This window comes from Schaalia sp. Marseille-Q2122 (assembly GCF_903645355.1).
Lineage (GTDB): Bacteria > Actinomycetota > Actinomycetes > Actinomycetales > Actinomycetaceae > Pauljensenia.
This window is the reverse complement of record NZ_CAHJXR010000003.1, coordinates 182,510-201,443: the sequence shown is the minus strand read 5'-3', so window position 1 is coordinate 201,443 and position 18,934 is coordinate 182,510. Positions and strand designations below refer to the sequence as shown.

Genomic DNA, 18,934 nt, shown 5'->3' with positions numbered 1-18,934 from the left:
GGAGTGGCGGACGTAGGAGATACTCTCACTCGCGTCCGCCACCCCATGCAGACACCTTTGGGTGCTCGTTAGATTTCACCCTCGGCCATTTGTTGGCGGCGGCGCACAAGCACTGCTCCGACGGAAGCAAGTATGAGTCCGGTTCCGACAGTGCTGGCGATCAAGGTGCCCGAGGTACCGGTGAGGGGCAGTTCAGGGACGGTGACGCGCTGGTTGGAAATCTTTTGGACGTTGCCAGTGGAGGTAGCGCCTGGCACGACTTTCACCGGCGTGTAGGCACCCTGACCCGGGGGAAGGATGTAGCCCAGCGGGGCGACAACTTCCTTGAGGACATAACACTTGTGAGCGTCCCCGATCTGAGGGTCGGTTTGCCCGCTGCTTGCAGCGGAGGCAACGAACAGGCCAGGAATCTCAACGATTCCCTGCTCATTCGAGGTGAAGCGGGTCTTGCCGTTGACCTTGATGGCATTGCCTGTGGGGTTGGGAAGGCAGGCTTCTCCATTGTTAGCTGCCACATAGATTTCGAACTCAGCGCCCTGAAGCGGGGTGCCGGGGGTATCGTCGCTGATCTTAGTGAATTGCACACGCCCCCATGCGGTGACCACCTTGTTGGTGGGAATAATGTCGGGCTCGTTACTCTTCTTGGTAGGAGTCTCGCCTGCCTGTGTGGGCGGGTTGTAGGGACGCCCGGTCTGCTGCGTGTAGGGAGGTTGAGTGCCCTTGGTGGTATCCACGATGAGGTAACCGGTGTTGGGCAGCTTACCGTCGCTGGGCAGGGTGGTGGTGTTGGCGGCGATGGTGACGACAACGTATTTACCAGCGTTGTCGCGCAGGTAGCTCAGCCCTTTGGTGTTGGAGGTCCGTCCTTCCAGGAAGGAAACACTCAGCCAGTGGCGGGTGGCACTATTGTTGTCAGCTTCGTAATAAGTGGCGGGAATATCGCTGCCTGCCTCAGTATCGGAGTTTGCGAGGCGGACGGCCGTCACCTGGCCTCGCGTGTGGCCAGCAACGAGGGAGTCGCCAATGATGAAGTAGCGGAAGAACTCATCGCTTTGGGGGTTGGCCCTGGTGTTCTTTGCCAGGTTGGGGATTTTCACGCGGATGTCGAAGGAGACTTGACGTTGGTCCTCGTGTTCGCCGATACCCACACCGGTGACCTTGACGGACTTGACAGGAGTGTTAATAACGGTGTTCTTCGGGAAGGCGTGAATGTCGTAAACCCAGGATCCTGGGGTGGCACCTGGCTGAGGCAGGGTCACAATGAAGGGGGCAGCCTTCTTTTTCACAGTATCTGGAGCATTAGTCTCACAGATCAGATAGGCGCCAACAGTCATACGATTGAGCACGGTTGCACCATCAGCCTGCGTTTCGGGGAAGGTCTTGGCTGCACCGAAGGTCAACGTAGCAATAGAGGGCCTATTGCCGTCACAGGCGTTTGCTGGCACTTGGAAGTTGTGGAGCTTTTGCCAGCCTGCACTGGTTGTGAGGTTGACATTGCTGATGGGGTAGGCGGTGAAGGTGACGCCCGCAACGCCTGCTCCACCGACTGAGTTGGCGTTTGCGCCGTTGATCTGACCGGCAGCATTTTGGGTGCCGGATTCGTGCTTGTGCAGGGTGATGGAGCCGGTCCGGTCAGTTTTGATATTACCGAGGTCGCCTTCGGCGGCGTGCGCGCTGACGCCCGATACTACCGAGGTACCAATGAGAACGATGGATGCGCCTAGCGCAACCATACGCCGCCTCATGTGCAGCCATTTGTTCATTGACTTTGCCTTCTTGAGCTGCCCGCTGTAGGCACGCTGTGATGTTATGGGCACAGTGTGGCGCTAACATCACGGTGTTGCGCTGCGGGCTCAGTGTGATGGGAAAAGGAGGAGGGAGTCGAGAGATACCGCAGGATGCCTGCTGGCACTCCAAAGTTTCTTGAGTGAATGAGCAGGGTGCTCTGGGAATCGCACGGAGTCCCAGAGCACCCTTGCCGATTCAGCGGGTCATCACAGGTGTGTGATGACACGACGTATTCGTTCAGGCCTCAATGGCCTCGCGGCGGCGGCGCACCAGCACTGCGCCTACAGCCAGGAGCAGCAAGGAGGTGCCAACGACCGTTGCGATCACGGTGCCAGAAGCACCGGTGATGGGCAGTTCGGGAACAGAGACCGGGGTGTTGGGGAAGTTCACGGTAACCTGATCCATCAGGCCCGGCTCAACCTTGACGGCGACCTGGGAGGCGGTGTCCTTGGGAAGGACGTAGCCAAGGGGCGCCTGGATTTCCTTGAGAATGTAGCAGCGGTGGCTCTCTGTGGGAACAGGGTCTTCATTTCCTGTGGCCTTACCAGATGAGACATAAAGGCCAGCAACCGTGACGATGCCCTGATTATTTGAGGTGAACTGAGACTCGCCATTGACGGTGATCTTCTCGCTCTTCGTCGTGGAAATCGCGTTCGAGCTGCAACTATCGTCCTGAGTCTGGGCGTGGTAGACCTCGAAGATTGCGCCTTCAAGGCCGGTTTCCTGACCATCCTGCGAATGCTTCTTCAGCTTGGCTTCGCCCCAGGTGGTGACCACCTTATTGGACGGAGGGATCGGAATTTCGCGATCAGGAGTGTTCGTGGGAGGGTTGCCCGGATCGGTGGGAGGCGTGTAGGGAGGGGTCTCCGGCTGATCCGGAGGAGTCGGCTTGCCCGTGATAACGGTGTCCATGATGACATAACCCGTGTTGGGCAGCACGCCAGTTCCTGCAAGGTTATCAACCTTAGCAGTCATGGTGACGATGACGTACTTATTCGGGTTATCACGCAGGAAAGCAAGGCCTTCCTTATTGAAGGTCACAGAAAGCCAATGCTTCGTATTATTCGTAGGCGTTGTGGAATCAGCCTTGTCGTACTTGCTGGTCTCAATGACACTGGGGCTTCCGCCCTGGGCATCGTTGGCGAGCTGGACATTCGTAATCTTCCCGTCACTGTAGCCAGAGCCAAGGGAGTCACCGATGACGAAGTACTTGAAGTACTCATCCTTAGCCGAGGGACCATCATCACCCTTGGAGAGCTGGGGAACCTTGGCAGTAATGGTGAAGGTCACCTGATCGTCGGTTTGGATACCATACTTTTCTACGGGAAGGACATCCTTGACGGCAGGATGAAGCACAGTATTCTTCGGATAGGCATGAACGTTGTAGACCCAGCCCTTGATGTTGTCAAAGGTCGGAACCGAGACAACGAAGGGTGCAGCAGGCTTCACAACCGTCGAAGGACGGTCAGTTTCACAGATCAGGTACGCGCCGATACGCAGAGAATCAACCTTGGTATCACCGGCTGCATCCGTCTTCAAGGGGAATTTCACGCCATCTTCAAGAGCGTGCCCGCCGATCGTCTTTGAGGTCTTTGCCGTATCGCAGCTATTAGCAGCGACCTTAAGTTTGCTCAACTTCTCCCAGTCGAGAGGCTTAGTAAGATCCAGACCGCTGATCTTGTAGTAGGTGAACTCAACGTCCTTGACAGGGCGACCCGCATCAGTCTTCTCGAAGACAGAACCGACGGTTCCACCTTGAGAGCCAGACTCACGCTTGTGAAGGGTGATAGAACCCGTCTGGGCGGTATTGATATTTCCGTACTCGGGACGGTGTTCTTGAGCGTTGGCTATGCCTGCTGCGGTAATGATGCCGGTCAGTGCCAGCGCCGCAGCAGTACCGATAGCCATGATGCGGCGCCCCAGAGATTGGGGATGTGCGCTCATGATTTTCCTTTCGCAACGTCACCTCAGGTTTTCGGGGTGACAGTCATGTGTTGTGGGATGTTGCCCGCCCGCTATAGAGCGGGAAGAATGTGGGGGTGTAGAGGCGTTCTCCACTTACTCAAGATTGAGAAAACACTCCTCCAAAGACAGGAAAGAAATTAAATCTGATTTTAACCCCTCTCTGTCTTATCCCCATACAGGGATTGTGTAGCAAGACTGCTCACTCCTGCGAGTTGCAGACGACGCATCAAGGCTGCTCCGACCGCAAGAATCAGAATGCCCGCACCAGCCATGAGAAAGCTGTCAGCTCCCATGCCACCGGTGAGTGGAAGCAGGGGCAGAGTGACGGTCTCATTCGTGATTCGACCAAAGTTTGCTTGTAGGGCGTTCTCACCAATTGTTCGCCTCAGCACTTCAGTGTTACGCCGATAACCCGGCGGTGCGGCTGTCTCTTCTAAGGTGACCTCTTGCCATTTCAGACCCTCCAGGCGGAATCGGCCTGGCCGAGGGTCACGATCACCGCCGTTTTGGCATGCACCTGCTCTCACACAGTCTTTCACAGTAATGACACCTTGCTGAGTTGTCGTTACCGACCACTCCGAACCAGAAAGGTATGTTCCCGAGGCATCAGTTTTCTCCCATACGACGCTGCCTGGCAACTGCTTATTGGTCACTACACATAAAAACTTTTCGCCTGGAGTCACCGCAGCAATATTCAGCCCATTACCTGCTGCCTCAACGGGCTGGCGCTTATTGCTCGTGCATCGTATTGAAGCCTGATAGCTGGAGGGCTTAGGAGCCTCGGTGATACGAATATCCTGGGTTGACGTGGAGTTCGGGAAAGCCACCGTCCATTGCTCAGGTACTGCGCCAGATGCGTCCGACACCTGGTGCTTTCCAAACCACGGATTGTTTCTGTCCTTCAGCGGAGACAAGGTGCCATTGAGTCGAGTTGCCAGGTCAACGGACATGGTCCACCCTGAAGCGTTCGCCACCTTTCCCCCGGAGGGATCGCGAACTTCTTTCGTCACTTGAATCTGCGCAACAAGTCTCTTATTGTCAATCTTCCCGAAGGAACGCTGCTGCTTATCTGCGTCAAGTGTCTGGGTGAAAGTCTGCGTTGTCCCCTCATAGCCACTTGGCGGGGTCGTTTCCCTCAGGGTGTATCGACCAAGGTAAAGGTTATCCACCTTGAAGTACCCCGCACGCGGGTCAGTGTCGTTATCCTCCGCGCGACACTGGCTGGCATTTGCCACCACGCAATCTTTCACGGTTCCCGAACGCCCTCGGGCAAGGGGGCCACTAATGGTCCAGACTGAGCCTGCCAGGCGCGTGTTCCGCTCCTCACTATCAACCTTTTCCCACACAAGGCTACCGCTGAGTGGGGTATTCGTGAAGGTGCAGATCACCTCAGCGCTCGGGGCGTTAGGAATCACAACACTGCCGCTACGCCCCTCACCCGCAGCGATTTGCGCACTTTTATCTACACAACGCCACGTAGAACGATAAGTACCTGCGGCAGAGGGGCTGCTACTCGCCATGTTTTCACTAAAGGTGTACTGCGTACCAGTACGAACCGGGAACACACCAATCGTCTCGGCCTGCAAACCGTCACGATTACCTGTCGTTGTCACTGAGGGAATCACCGTTTGCTTCCCACCTGGACCGTTCTTGGTGAGGTTTAAGACGAACTGATCGTCCGCTGCGTGCCTGGCCTCCACATTTTTTCGCAGACGGAATGTTGCTGGGGAGGCACAGGAGGCAAGGTCGCGGCTCCCAGTCAGACCACTCTTGAAAACACCGAGATTCTCATAGTCAATGGGATCATGCTGGCGCACCGTTGTCGCATCTCCAAGGTAGAGGCGACCGTGCGCGTCAAACGCAATTCCATTGACGCTCTCATCTGTCCTGATGGGAGCGGTCGATGAAGCGGGTATGTTCCCGCCATTAGCTCGCGCGAGAGCGTCTGCCGTAATCGAGTGAATACTCGTTTCTTTAATGGACGAACCATAGGAGCGAGTACCACTGCGCACAACGAAGAGGTTACCCTGATCATCGAAGGCCATATCACCATTGGCCGCACTGTTGTAGGGTTCACCTGCCGCAAGCTGTCTACCCGTAGCGAAGGAGCCCAAGTACTGCGTACTACCATTACGAGGATCGAAACGATAAAGACGGAATCGGAGTTGTCGCACGGTGTTGACGTTACCCGGCGCATCGTACGTACCGAAGTAGAACATTCCAGTGTTCAACTGTACTGCGCCTGCAATATAGGGAACGTTGAGACCGCTTTGCGTGCGGGCCGTTTGCCGGACCCAACGATTAGCGCCATGGTCGTATTTGTAGATGACATAGTCCCACTCGCCAAGTTCGGCATAGGGATCATAACGGTATTCGTAATGGCGAATTGCGTAGATATCCTCGGCGTTTGCTCCAATGCCGAGGGCATTCACACTAGTTCCTAGATCACCTTCTCGCGGAGGGTACGGGTAATGACTTCCATAGCGCCAATCCTCGGTAGGAACTGCTCGGAACTCACGGGTTCTACCTGAAGAAAGTATTTCAACGAGAGTACCATCATGCCGGATGGAGAATACAGAGCCATTAAGACAACTTGATGCGGTAAGTGCTGCAGCCCGTCGGAATCCACTCCTCGGGGTCGGCCTCTCATCATCAGTCGCACTATCTGGCTGGGACGAACCCTTGGAATCGGTTGCAGCAGAATTGTCAACACGCTCACTGCCTGTCTGAGCGCTATCATCCGAAAAGGACTCTTCCATTAGGGGTAGTTCAGGTGCATTAGCACCCACCAAATCACCCTGCTTCTCGCCAATCTCGCCTTCGCTTGCGGGCCTGTCAAGCAACGACGATTGAGGATCATCCGCATCACTCTCACCCAAATTAGCGGTATGAACTGAATCGGCGTAGGTGGGGGCGGGAAGCGCAAACAAGATGCTCGCAACAAAGGCAAGAACGCTGAACAGGACGACAGCGAGGGGCAGCAACCCCCCATTCCGAGCATTCATATGTCCCGCATTGCGGAGCATTTCGCGCATCTTCGTATCCCTCATTCAGCCCACAAATGACATTGTTCGGAGTGTCTGCGATTAATGCACCAACACCAAATGCCGATCACGCTTAGGCAAACATCAATGCATCTATGTAGCCACAATTTGAGCACAATATAAAGCTAAATCGTATAGATGAATGCCACAGGCATAAAATTATTCCTTAAACACCTTTACTAACTCAGCGTTTTCCCAGGTGTATCACCGTATTTTCACAGTTTCAGTAATGTCGCGCAACCACTGTGGCAAAGTAGACACCACGGCACCTTATACCCCCGGTCGCCCCACAATAGGAAAAATTTATGTTTTCCTAATTGACCTGCCCTACCCTTCCCCCAGCACGCCATGTCAACGGCAGCAACAGCGGGCGCACGCTCGCGAGGATCAACATCGCAGGTATATCCACGCACTTCAATGCAACGAGGCACTACCCTCTCGTAAAACTGCTCCTTAACCCCTTGCGTAATACGAGCTATCAGTTCAACGGGACAAACTAGGCAGCTCACGGGGTCACGTCCATTCGGGCGGCTCTTTTGCGCACCTTGAGTAAATCACCGGCAGGACATAGAAAGAGGGTCCGCCGTGGATAGCATCCACGGCGGACCCTCATGGGGGATAACCCCTCCGAACTATTCCCTCACAACAGCTCTACGCTGCAGAGGGAGAGAATCACTTGGTGATCTCGGTGACGCGCCCGGAGCCAACGGTGCGGCCACCCTCACGGATAGCGAAGCCGAGACCGGGCTCCATAGCGATGGGCTGGATGAGCTCAACGGAGATCTCGGTGGTGTCACCGGGCATGACCATGTCGGTGCCCTCGGGGAGGGTGATGATACCGGTCACGTCAGTGGTACGGAAGTAGAACTGAGGACGGTAGTTGGTGAAGAAGGGGTTGTGGCGGCCGCCCTCTTCCTTCTTCAGGATGTACACCTGGCCGGTGAAGTTGGTGTGGGGGGTGATGGAGCCGGGAACGGCCACAACCTGACCACGCTCAACCTCGTCACGCTTGGTGCCGCGCAGGAGCAGACCACAGTTCTCGCCTGCCCATGCCTCGTCCATCTGCTTGTGGAACATCTCGATACCGGTAACGGTGGTCTTCTGAGGCTCGCGGATGCCGAGGATTTCAACTTCGGAGTTGATCGGCAGCTTGCCACGCTCAACACGACCGGTCACAACGGTGCCGCGGCCGGTGATGGTGAAGACGTCCTCAATAGGCATGAGGAAGGGCTTGTCCATGTCACGCTCGGGGGTGGGGACGTAGGAGTCCACAGCCTCCATGAGCTCAGCAACCTTGGCTGCCCACTCGGGATCGCCTTCAAGAGCCTTGAGAGCGGAAACCTGAACGATGGGAGCGTTGTCGCCATCGAAGCCCTGGGAGTTGAGCAGGTCGCGGCACTCTTCTTCAACGAGCTCGAGCATGTCGGGATCGTCAACAGCGTCGGACTTGTTCAGTGCAACGAGGATGGTGGGAACGCCAACCTGACGAGCAAGCAGAACGTGCTCGCGGGTCTGGGCCATGGGGCCGTCAGTGGCGGCAACCACGAGGATAGCGCCGTCCATCTGGGCAGCACCGGTGATCATGTTCTTGACGTAGTCGGCGTGGCCGGGAGCGTCAACGTGAGCGTAGTGACGCTCTTCAGTCTGGTACTCAACGTGGGAAACGTTGATGGTGATACCACGGTCGCGCTCTTCAGGAGCGTTGTCGACCTGATCGAACGGGGTGAACTCGTTCAGATCCGGGTACTTGTCGTGCAGCACCTTGGTGATAGCTGCGGTCAGGGTGGTCTTGCCGTGGTCAACGTGACCGATGGTACCGATGTTGACGTGCGGCTTGGTGCGCTCGAACTTGGCCTTTGCCACTTGGTGTCCTCCTGGACTCGGGTAGATCTTTCAAGCCTATGGCTAGGTGTACTTTAACACCTACAGGGCGTGAGATCCTACAGGGATTTTCAGTTGGTGTGGGGTGCCACATTTTGGCCCGCCCGAGACAACCTCGAAAGATCGCTGAACGGGCCAAAACGTCACTCCCCTGTGGGACTCACTCGCCCCGAGACTTTCCGATGATCTCCTCGGCAACATTCCGGGGGACCTCGGCGTAGCTATCGAACTGCATCGAGTACACGGCGCGGCCCTGCGTCTTGGAACGCAAGTCGCCAACGTAGCCGAACATTTCCGACAGCGGGACGTGTGCGCGAACAACGCGCACACCGTGCTGCTCATCCATGGACTGGATGGCACCACGACGAGAGTTCAGGTCGCCGATAACGTCGCCCATGTACTCTTCAGGCGTACGAACCTCGACGTCCATGATCGGCTCAAGCAGAACGGCAGAAGCCTTCTTAGCAGCTTCCTTCATTGCCATGGTGCCGGCGATCTTGAAGGCCATTTCGGAGGAGTCAACGTCGTGGTAGGCACCGTCAAGCAGGATGGCCTTCACGCCAACCATCGGGTAGCCAGCCAGAACGCCGGTCTCCATTGCGGCCTGGATGCCCTGGTCAACCGAAGGAATGTATTCGCGAGGCACGCGACCACCGGTCACGCGATCTTCGAATTCGTAATCCTTCTCCGCGTCAGCCTCGATAGGCTCAAGAGCAATGATGACGCGGGCGAACTGACCCGAACCACCGGTCTGCTTCTTGTGCGTGTATTCGTGCTTCTCAACCGCCTTGCGGATGGTTTCGCGGTAAGCAACCTGGGGCTTGCCAACGTTAGCCTCAACCTTGAACTCGCGACGCATACGGTCAACGAGAATGTCGAGGTGAAGCTCACCCATACCACCGATAACGGTCTGGCCGGTCTCGGGGTCAAGCTCGACCGAGAAGGTCGGGTCTTCTTCAGCAAGCTTCTGAATAGCGGTACCCAGCTTCTCCTGGTCGGCCTTCGACTTGGGCTCGATGGCGACGTGGATAACAGGCTTGGGGAAGGTCATGGACTCAAGCACGATCTGCTTGTCCATGGCGCACAGGGTGTCACCGGTGGTGGTGTCCTTCAGGCCGATCACAGCGTAGATGTGACCTGCGTGTGCGACGTCCACCGGGTTTTCCTTGTTGGAGTGCATCTGGAAGATCTTACCGATGCGCTCCTTCTTGCCCTTGGTGGAGTTAGCAACCTGAGCGCCAGCCTCAACCTTGCCCGAGTACACGCGGATGAAGGTGAGCTTGCCGTAGAAGGGGTGAGCTGCAACCTTGAATGCGAGTGCAGAGAAGGGCTCGTCCTCGGAGGCCTTACGAACCTCGGTGTTGCCCTCTTCTTCATTGCCGGGCTTGAAGCCCTCAACGGCAGCGATATCGAGGGGCGAGGGGAGGAAGTCCACAACGGCGTCGAGCACGGGCTGAACACCCATGTTCTTCAGAGCGGTACCGCAGTAGACGGGGAATGCGCGACCGGAGATGGTCAGGGCGCGCACGCCAGCCTTGATCTGCTCAACGGTGAGTTCACCGTTCTCCAGGTAAGCCTCGGTGAGTTCGTCGGAGCCTTCAGCGGCAGCTTCCATGAGCATGTCGCGGTACTCTTCGGCCTTTTCCTGGAGTTCTTCCGGGATGGGGCCACGAACGATGAGCGAACCCATGGTGGGCTGACCATTTTCGTCCTTGGCGGGGTAACGCACGGACTCCATGGTCACGAGGTCAATGGAGCCCTCGTACTCGTTCTCAGCACCGATAGGCAGGTGCATGACGATGGGGGTTGCGTGGAGGCGATCCTTGATGGTCTGAACCGAGAAGTAGAAGTCGGCACCCATCTTGTCCATCTTGTTGATGAAGCAGATACGGGGGACCTCGTACTTGTCGGCCTGACGCCACACGGTCTCGGACTGAGGCTCAACGCCTTCCTTACCGTCGAACACAGCGACGGCGCCGTCGAGGACGCGCAGGGAGCGCTCAACCTCGACGGTGAAGTCAACGTGGCCGGGGGTGTCGATAACGTTGATCTGGTTACCGTTCCAGAAGGAGGTCACAGCTGCGGACGTGATGGTGATACCACGTTCCTTTTCCTGCTCCATCCAGTCGGTGGTCGAAGCGCCGTCGTGGGTTTCGCCCAGCTTGTAGTTGATGCCCGTGTAGAACAGGATGCGTTCCGTCACGGTGGTCTTGCCAGCATCGATGTGTGCCATGATGCCGATGTTGCGGACCTTGTTGAGGTCGGTCAGCACGTCAAGTGCCACTGAAATGTCCTTCGCTCGAAGTGTCGTGAGTGGCTGGTGGAGGGAACGACGAGAGCCCGGGGGCCCTCGTCGTTCCTGGAAATCACCAGCGGTAGTGAGCGAACGCGCGGTTCGACTCGGCCATCTTGTGCATGTCCTCGCGGCGCTTCACAGCGGCACCAAGACCGTTGGAAGCGTCGAGGATCTCGTTCGCCAGACGCTCGGTCATGGTCTTCTCGCGACGCTGACGCGAGAAGTCGACGAGCCAACGAAGGGCGAGGGTGGTTGCGCGGGAAGCGCGGACCTCAACCGGCACCTGGTAGGTGGCGCCGCCAACACGGCGGGAACGCACCTCAAGGGCGGGACGGATGTTGTCCAGAGCGCGCTTGAGCACGGTTACGGGATCCTGGTCGGTGCGTTCGCGCACGGACTCCAGAGCCGAGTACACGATGCGCTCAGCAACGGTCTTCTTACCGTCGAGGAGCACGCGGTTCACGAGCTGGGTGACAACCTTGGAGCCGTATACGGGATCGTCAACGAGGGGACGCTTAGGAGCGGGGCCCTTACGAGGCATTACTTCTTCTCCTTCTTAGCGCCGTAACGGGAACGAGCCTGCTGACGGCCGCGGACACCCTGGGTGTCAAGCGAGCCGCGGATGATGCGGTAACGCACACCGGGGAGGTCCTTCACACGACCGCCGCGGACGAGCACGATCGAGTGCTCCTGCAGGTTGTGGCCTTCACCGGGGATGTAAGCGGTGACTTCGATGCCGGAAGAGAGGCGAACACGAGCGACCTTGCGGAGGGCCGAGTTCGGCTTCTTAGGGGTGGTGGTGTACACGCGGGTGCACACGCCGCGACGCTGGGGAGAACCCTTCAGCGCAGGGGTCTTGACCTTGCTGCGCTTGGAGCTGCGTCCCTTGCGAACGAGCTGCTGAATAGTAGGCACTGGTACTCCAGTCTTTTCCGTTGGTGGTCTTCTTCGGCCTGAGCATGAAAAAAGACCCTGGTGTCAGTCAGCCAGGGTCTGCCGTTTTCCCCTTTACGGACGCACGGGTGTCCGTCAGGGGCCGGCGCGCCATGATAACCGCTGTGGAAGAACCACTTGGGTCAGAGAATGACGCCCGGAGCTCCAACGGAAGGGAGCCCGCGGTCAGCACCAGCACGCAGGAGCGAGCAGTGCGACTCAAAGAGGAATCCGGGCAGAACCCCAGATACCGTCAATAATGATAGCGATCACCACGCCCCTTTCACAATGGCAAAGGCGCAACAACAACGGTTATCTTCGCCACAAGCCCCCGCGCGCAGCAGATTTTCAAACAGTTAACAACGAGCGTCTTATCCACGGGGATACATTTGCCCACATCGCTTCTCAGTGACTACCGTAACAAGGTGGATATCCCATACAGAGAGGTTTGGCAATCCAATGAAATCCATCACAGTTCTTGCAAGAGTGTTGTGCGCCGTCACTGCGACGACAGCCTTAACAGCCACTTCCCTCATCGCTACCTCCGCCGCTCACGCAGCTGACAATGACGCCCTTAACGTCGCCTTCGGCGGCTCGTTAGTCGGCACTCAGCAGTACACAACGACAGAAGGTGAGATCATGCGCGGCACCCTCCAAGGGGCCTCCGGTAATGAATCTCAGATTTCCTCGGGCGTGTCTCTCGGGGGAGGACAGCAAGGCTTGCGCTTCACAGCAAGTGACCTCACACTTGGGCAGGAACGCATTTCCAAGAGTTTCGTCATGGAAACGATCTTCGTCCCCAAGGGAGAACAGGGCGCCCTTGCCACTCTCATGTCTGCCGGCGGAAACTTCTCCGTCCGCTATGACGGCGACCAGTTGAAGTACGGTTGGGACACCAACGGCACCGGAAGGTGGGTGAAGCACCTCGGCGGTGTCACTCCTCCTTCTAATGGCCAACCACACGTATTCTCCGCCCACTACCGAGTCAAAGATGACGGCGCTGTCATCCTCAATGCCATGCTAGATGGTGTAGAGCTACCTACAGTAGAAGGCCCCTCGGCCGCAAATATCGCTGCGGAAGGTGCCAAGCTATTCGGATTCGGTAACGACGTCCACCCACAGGCTCGTAACCGCGGTTTTAATGGTGAACTTCATAGAATTCGCGTTCATGAAACTGCTGATCAGCCCACTACACGGGCGATGTTTGAATTCCAACCTCAGCCCAACACAGAAGACCTCCTCCGTACTTCATGGGTCGGCACCCTGGACGACACGTACGCGGGAGCAGATTCAGAGCTTGTCGAAGGTACGGCGACCCGTAAGGGCAATGCTGCGGCCAGTGATGGTTCCCTCACCTTTTCCGGAAACACTGATGCCGTAATCTTTACCCCCACCACTGATGCCTTAAGCGCCCAGGATCTCACCAAGGGGTTCATTGTTGAGACGACCTTCACCCCTCAAGGTACACAGGCAGATATGGCGACGCTCGTCAGCGTCGGCGGTAATTTCTTTGCCCGCTACCAGGGCGGCAAACTCCGCTATGGGTATGCTGCTCGATCCCAGAACGCATGGCCTAATTTCACTGCGGAGACCGATATTCCCAGCGCTAATCAAGAGCACACACTTTCTCTAGCCTACTTCCCGGGAGACAACGGTACCGTCACCGTAACAGCTTGGCTTGATGGTGTCGCCCTCACCCCCATCAGCGGCAATCTTCCCACTCGCCAAAACGAGAGTGTTGCTGGCAGCGCTGCCTTCGGCAACGAAGTCAATCCCGGAGCAAACACCCGAGGGTTTGTTGGCTCAATAGGTGAATCCCGTTTCTCGCTACTCAATGGCCCTCTGCGCCCCAACGACTTTGTCCTCCAAGAGCTTGCCGAGGTATGTGCCGATATCAGTGATGTCGAACCTGGCAACTATATCGATATCTCAGCAGAGGATTGCAGCGCCAATATCCTTAAGAAGGCGGCTCTCGTCCGTCCGACAGAAAAACAAGCCGTGTGGCAAGAAGAAGGTTTGACCGCCTTCATGCATTACGGCATCAACACCTACACCAAGGCTTCCAACGGGAACATTGGTATCGAATGGGGTTACGGGCGAGTCCCTGCCAGTGAGTTCAATCCCACGGGCGAGGTAGATGCCGACACATGGGTGCGTACTCTGCGTGATAGCGGATATCGCACCGCCATTCTGGTCCTCAAGCACCACGATGGATTTATGAGCTGGCCGACCCGCTACTCCGATTACGATGTCGCCTCCTCTCCGTGGAAGGACGGCAAGGGGGACCTTCTGCGCGATTTTACTGACGCCGCACACAAATACGGCATGAAGGTTGGCGTGTACATCTCCCCTGCTGATTCCCATGAAGAAACCCGTATTGGCGGCACGCACGGTAATGGTTCAGCACGATCCCCCCGCACTATTCCCACCTTGGTAGACGGTGATGATCGTGCTGGCAAGATCCCCGAGGATAAGGTCTTCGTATACGAAGCCACCGACTACGGGGCATTCTTCCTCAATACACTCTATGAAGTTCTTACAGAGTACGGCGAAATCCACGAGGTATGGTTTGACGGCGCCACTGGCAATACGGAACGACCTGAACTCTATGACTATGACGCCTACTACGACATGATTTACAGACTGCAACCAGGAGCAAACGTCGCAGTCGGCGGTCGTGATATCCGCTGGATTGGTAACGAACGCGGAGAAGCACGTAACAATGAGTGGTCTCCTCTGCCTATTACCGATCCCGGCACAGGCAAGATCAACCTGTTCCAGCCGGGAGGGCCTTTCAATCAAAACCTTGGTTCTGATGAACAGCTTATTGCTGCAGCTCGCAGCGGCCGAGGCGTCAATAAACTGCACTGGTGGCCTGCAGAAGCCGATATGAAGCTCACTCAAGGATGGTTTGCCCACCATAATGCTCAAGGTGTGAACATTGACCGCCCAAAGAGTGCCGCACAACTCATGCGTCACTATGAGGAAACAGTCGGCCGTAACTCCGTCATGCTCCTCAATGTTCCTCCTACTATCACGGGTTCATTCGCTGATAGCGCCGTTAGTGCGATTCAGAACTTCGCCGCCGAGCGACGCAAGGCGTACACCCGCGATCACGCCTTGGGACTACCTGTAACCATTGGCGACACCACTACGGATCAGCTCACCAACGGGAATGTTCGTGATGGTGTGACGCGCCCAAGTGATGACAGGACTCCTTTCGAGATCGACCTCGGAGTTCCAAAGACCGTTCATCGCCTAGGTATCAGTGAGGACATTCTCAACTCTGGTCAGGTAATCCGCAGCTTCACTGTGCATGCCGAGCTCGACGGTGAATGGACCGAGATTGCCTCCAGCGGTGTCATAGGCTCACAGCGCATTATTAAGCTTGGATCTGGCGACACTGGGATCACCTCGCAAAAGTTCCGTATCACCGTAACCAGCGCGCGAGCGGACTACACGATCTCAAGTTTCCAACTCTACGAGACGCTGGCTAGCGATCCCGGACTCCCGAACGCCGTCTGGATCAACTGCGCTGCCGAGCGCGCTGGGACTGGCACGGAGACCTCACCCTTCAACTCCCTTGAACAACTCAGAAAGCAAGAGCTTGCTCCGGGTGCCACCCTTCACTTCCGTGCAGGGGTTGACTGTGCGGACGCCAATCTCACCGTGTGGGCGTATGGCACACAAGACGACCCCGTTGAACTGCTGACCTGGGGCGAAGGCACTGCCCCCACCGTTGGCGGCAAGCCCTTAGCTGAACATTTTGCCCGCTACAGCGCCCAAGGATGGTCGTTACCTGAGCAACCTACAGACTCCGGCGATCCTAACGAACCCGCGTTACCTTTGAAGCCATCACTCAGCATCACTTCTGGTGTCGTAGCCGATGAAGATGGCATTCCAAGGGTTCAGCCCGGCACGAATGTTACCTTCGCACTCAAGGGGCTTGAGCAGGGTAAGGAAGCGACATTCACTGTCTATTCAGAACCGCACCGTGTTGGCACTGTGAAAGCCGGAGCTGACGGTATTGCCAGCATCACGTGGCCCGTACCTGCTGATTTTGAGCGCGGGCGTCACCGTGTTGTTGCCACCGGTGATTTCAATGAAATCACCCTTCACTTCCTCGTGAAGGAAACAGCAAAACCAGATCGGGACCAGGAGACACCGTCCGCCGGTACGCCCAATGATGGCCCCTCCTCCACTAAGACCAACACTAAGGTGACAGCGCCTGGGAAGAAGTCCTCCTCCCCATCGCAATTGGCCTTTACAGGAGCCAGTGGCATCGCCCTCCTCGGTAGCGCACTGCTTATCTCCCTCCTCGGTGGAACCACGGTGCTCGCGCATCGCAAGCGAGTGAAGGAGTGACATTCCGATTCCTCTGAGTCGACGCAATTGCTCCCTCACCGTTTCAGAGACGGGATGTTCTCACGTCTCCGACGGCGAGGGAGCAATTGCTCGATACCTCTAAATCTTGCCTGTAATTGACACATATCAGCGAGTCGAGGAGTAGGTCCTCAGAATTTAGGGGTTACCTTGCAAGCTTTGTTAGGCTAGACACCAGACTCTCACCCCAGCTAGCCTCGCTGAAATACTCTCTTACGCACGAAATCTTTGGGATGCAGAGCGCTATTTCGTACATAAGGAACTATGTCGACGGGAGAGAAGCCCGCGAGCGCGGGAAAATAGAGTCATGGTAGCGCCCACATTGGACCGGAATTCTCCCGTGCCCCTTTACGTTCAAATTGAGGATCTTCTCCGCCAAGCGATCGCTCGTGGCGATTGGGCTCCAGGGGAACGCATTCCTTCCGAGCTGGCTCTGCATCAACAGCTAGGTGTTTCACGCATGACTGTGCGCGGCGTCATCACAAGTTTGGTTAATGACGGAGTCCTCCAGCGCGTTCCCGGCAAAGGCACCTTCGTCACCGAGCGCCGCATTGAAGCCCGCTCCCCCGCCTATATGGGAGTACGTGAGCAGCTGGAGGAAATGGGCTTTGATACCACCACAGAATTAGTCGAGATCCGCACAACGATTCCCTCACCCGATATCCGGCAAGTCCTTGGTATTGATGCAGCCACCCCTGTTCGCGAGATCCTTCGCCGTCGCCTGGTTGACGGATCACCAGTGAGTTTGCACCGCTCCTATATTCCCCTTCACCTGGCACCGGGCCTTGAAGACGATGACGTCATCACCGAACAGCTCTGTGTCATTCTCGAAAGTAAGTACGGCCAGTGGGCAACGCACACCAAAGAGTTCCTTGAAGCTACTGCCGCCACAAAAGAGGAGGCTGCTCTACTTGGCCTGAAGGTTGGCGCTCCTTTGCTCCTCTTGAAAGATCAGCTGAGTAATGCGGAAGGCACTGTCTTCGAGTACTCCAAGATCCTTTTCCGAGGTGACCGCGTGACCCTCCATTTCGACTACACCTCTTCGTGAGGGTGCTCCCCTCCCCCACCAGCCCGACGGCACACACCACCTAGCGGGCAGGCGAGGGGAGTCAAATTCGCCGCCTAGAACACGCGACCATTCAACGCCTCGTACACATCGACGAAACGCTTGAAGGCGTCCTCGTAAGCCTGCTGTGTTGACGGGTCGGGATCGTAGCGGCCTGTTACTGCTACCGAACGGTCGGCTGCCTCCTGGCAGGAGCTGAACAGGCCTGCACCGACGCCAGCGTACATCGCTGCCCCAAGGCATCCTGCCTCAGAGGTGCGCAGCACTTCAATGGGTTTTTGGAAGATGTCGGCAAGCATCTGCGACCAGAAGGGGGACTTCGCGGCCCCGCCCACCAGGCGAATGGTTTCAGCCTCAATACCCGCTGCCGCCTGAGCATTGAGAATATCCTTCATCTCAAAGCAGATGCCCTCCAGCACAGCTCGGGCGACATCGGCTTTGGTGGTAGCCAGTGTCATTCCGTTGAAATTAGCACGCGCATGAGGGTTTTGGCGTGCTCCTGATACTCCACCCAGGTAGGGCAGGAAAGTCACGCCGTGGGCTCCAATCGGAGATTTCGCCACCTGCGAGGTGATGAGGTCGTAGGGGTCTTGACCGGAAAGCTCCCCGGCGAAACGCTCGCCCGCGCAGAAGGTATCGCGATACCACCTAAAGGACGAGGCCGACGTGTTGGAGAAGGCTTCGATCGTCCAGTTCCCAACGCCGTGGTTGGGTTTGACGACGAGTTTGCGTTCTGGGTCGCGCAAGGGTTCGTCCATGACGACGTAGCACGATCCGAAGGTGCCCATCACCATCACGCAGTCCCCTCCGCGAACAGCTCCACCACCAAAGGTTGAACAGTTCTGGTCGTGGGCACCCACGCACAGGAGCGTTCCTTCGGCCAAGCCCGTTCGTCGAGCGAGGTCAGGTCCGATGGTTCCTACGACCTTTCCGGGTTCGTGTGCGATCGTTGCACGCTGGTCCAGAGAAATCCCTATGAGCTCATGCACCGGGGCGGACCATTCCTGGGCGTCAACATCAAGCATGCCTTCACGCGAGGCCGAGGACAGATCCGTCCAGTACCCTTCAGCGCCCCATTCCTTGAGCAAGTATTCCTGCTCAGAGAGGAACCAGCGTGTGCGCGCCCAGTTTTCTGGCTCATTGTCACGCAGCCACGCCCACTTGGGCGCAGCGCTATTGGTTCCCAGCGGGTCGCCCGTTTCTCGGTAGAAACGTTCGGCCCCGTAAGCCTCGCGTAGCTGAGGAATGTAGGGGGCGCCGCGCAGGTCTTGCCAGGACAGGAAGGGACGGATGAGATCTCCGGCCTCGTCAACCAGGGCCAAGAGGGGTGCCTGGGAGGAGAACGCCACCGCCCGGATTTCTTCCGGCGGCACTCCTGAGGCCTCCACCGCAACGCGGCAGGACTCCTCCAGAGGCGGAATAATGTCCTCGTATCGTTGCTCCACTAAACCTGGACCTGGGTAAATGCACGGGTATTCGCGGTAATCCTGCCCGAGGACATTGCCTTCCAGGTCAAAGACAATGCTCTTGCAGCCCGTGGTGCCCGCATCGATGCCCACAAGGTAATCAGCCATGATC

10 protein-coding genes are annotated in these 18,934 nt (G+C 57.0%); 2 read left to right on the top strand and 8 right to left on the bottom strand.

Annotation, left to right across the window (positions count from 1 at the left end; genetic code table 11):
• Positions 1-68: 68 nt before the first annotated feature.
• The 7 genes from HWX48_RS03335 to rpsL form a co-directional block, all read right to left on the bottom strand.
• On the bottom strand, positions 69-1,763 hold the full coding sequence (locus tag HWX48_RS03335; RefSeq protein WP_175954640.1) for a SpaH/EbpB family LPXTG-anchored major pilin: 1,695 nt from the start codon (positions 1,761-1,763) through the stop codon (positions 69-71).
• A 262-nt stretch (positions 1,764-2,025) separates the two neighbouring features.
• Positions 2,026-3,732: a SpaH/EbpB family LPXTG-anchored major pilin gene (locus tag HWX48_RS03330; protein ID WP_175954638.1), complete on the bottom strand. Its 1,707-nt coding sequence runs from the start codon at positions 3,730-3,732 to the stop codon at positions 2,026-2,028.
• A 170-nt stretch (positions 3,733-3,902) separates the two neighbouring features.
• Positions 3,903-6,185, bottom strand: coding sequence for a prealbumin-like fold domain-containing protein (locus tag HWX48_RS03325; RefSeq protein ID WP_175954636.1), 2,283 nt, complete (start codon positions 6,183-6,185; stop codon positions 3,903-3,905).
• A gap of 1,284 nt (positions 6,186-7,469) precedes the next feature.
• Complete coding sequence (gene tuf, locus HWX48_RS03320) at positions 7,470-8,660, bottom strand: elongation factor Tu (RefSeq protein ID WP_175954634.1); 1,191 nt, start codon at positions 8,658-8,660, stop codon at positions 7,470-7,472.
• Positions 8,661-8,838: 178 nt separating this feature from the next.
• Positions 8,839-10,962, bottom strand: coding sequence for an elongation factor G (fusA, locus tag HWX48_RS03315; RefSeq protein ID WP_175954631.1), 2,124 nt, complete (start codon positions 10,960-10,962; stop codon positions 8,839-8,841).
• A gap of 82 nt (positions 10,963-11,044) precedes the next feature.
• Complete coding sequence (rpsG, locus tag HWX48_RS03310) at positions 11,045-11,515, bottom strand: 30S ribosomal protein S7 (protein ID WP_124869552.1); 471 nt, start codon at positions 11,513-11,515, stop codon at positions 11,045-11,047.
• Positions 11,515-11,889: a 30S ribosomal protein S12 gene (rpsL, locus tag HWX48_RS03305; RefSeq protein ID WP_124869554.1), complete on the bottom strand. Its 375-nt coding sequence runs from the start codon at positions 11,887-11,889 to the stop codon at positions 11,515-11,517. The genes rpsG and rpsL overlap by 1 nt, the downstream gene beginning before the upstream one ends.
• 477 nt (positions 11,890-12,366) lie before the next feature.
• Here rpsL and HWX48_RS03300 point away from each other — a divergent pair, with 477 nt between their 5' ends.
• Both HWX48_RS03300 and HWX48_RS03295 read left to right on the top strand, forming a co-directional pair.
• Positions 12,367-16,272 carry an alpha-L-fucosidase gene (locus tag HWX48_RS03300; RefSeq protein WP_175954629.1) on the top strand — a complete coding sequence of 1,302 codons (3,906 nt, stop codon included), beginning with the start codon at positions 12,367-12,369 and terminating at the stop codon, positions 16,270-16,272.
• A 325-nt stretch (positions 16,273-16,597) separates the two neighbouring features.
• Positions 16,598-17,338 (top strand): GntR family transcriptional regulator, encoded by a 741-nt coding sequence (locus HWX48_RS03295; protein ID WP_254872937.1) that lies wholly within the window; start codon positions 16,598-16,600, stop codon positions 17,336-17,338.
• A gap of 74 nt (positions 17,339-17,412) precedes the next feature.
• Here HWX48_RS03295 and HWX48_RS03290 read toward each other — a convergent pair whose 3' ends face one another.
• Positions 17,413-18,930, bottom strand: coding sequence for an FGGY-family carbohydrate kinase (locus HWX48_RS03290; RefSeq protein WP_175954625.1), 1,518 nt, complete (start codon positions 18,928-18,930; stop codon positions 17,413-17,415).
• Positions 18,931-18,934: the final 4 nt, after the last annotated feature.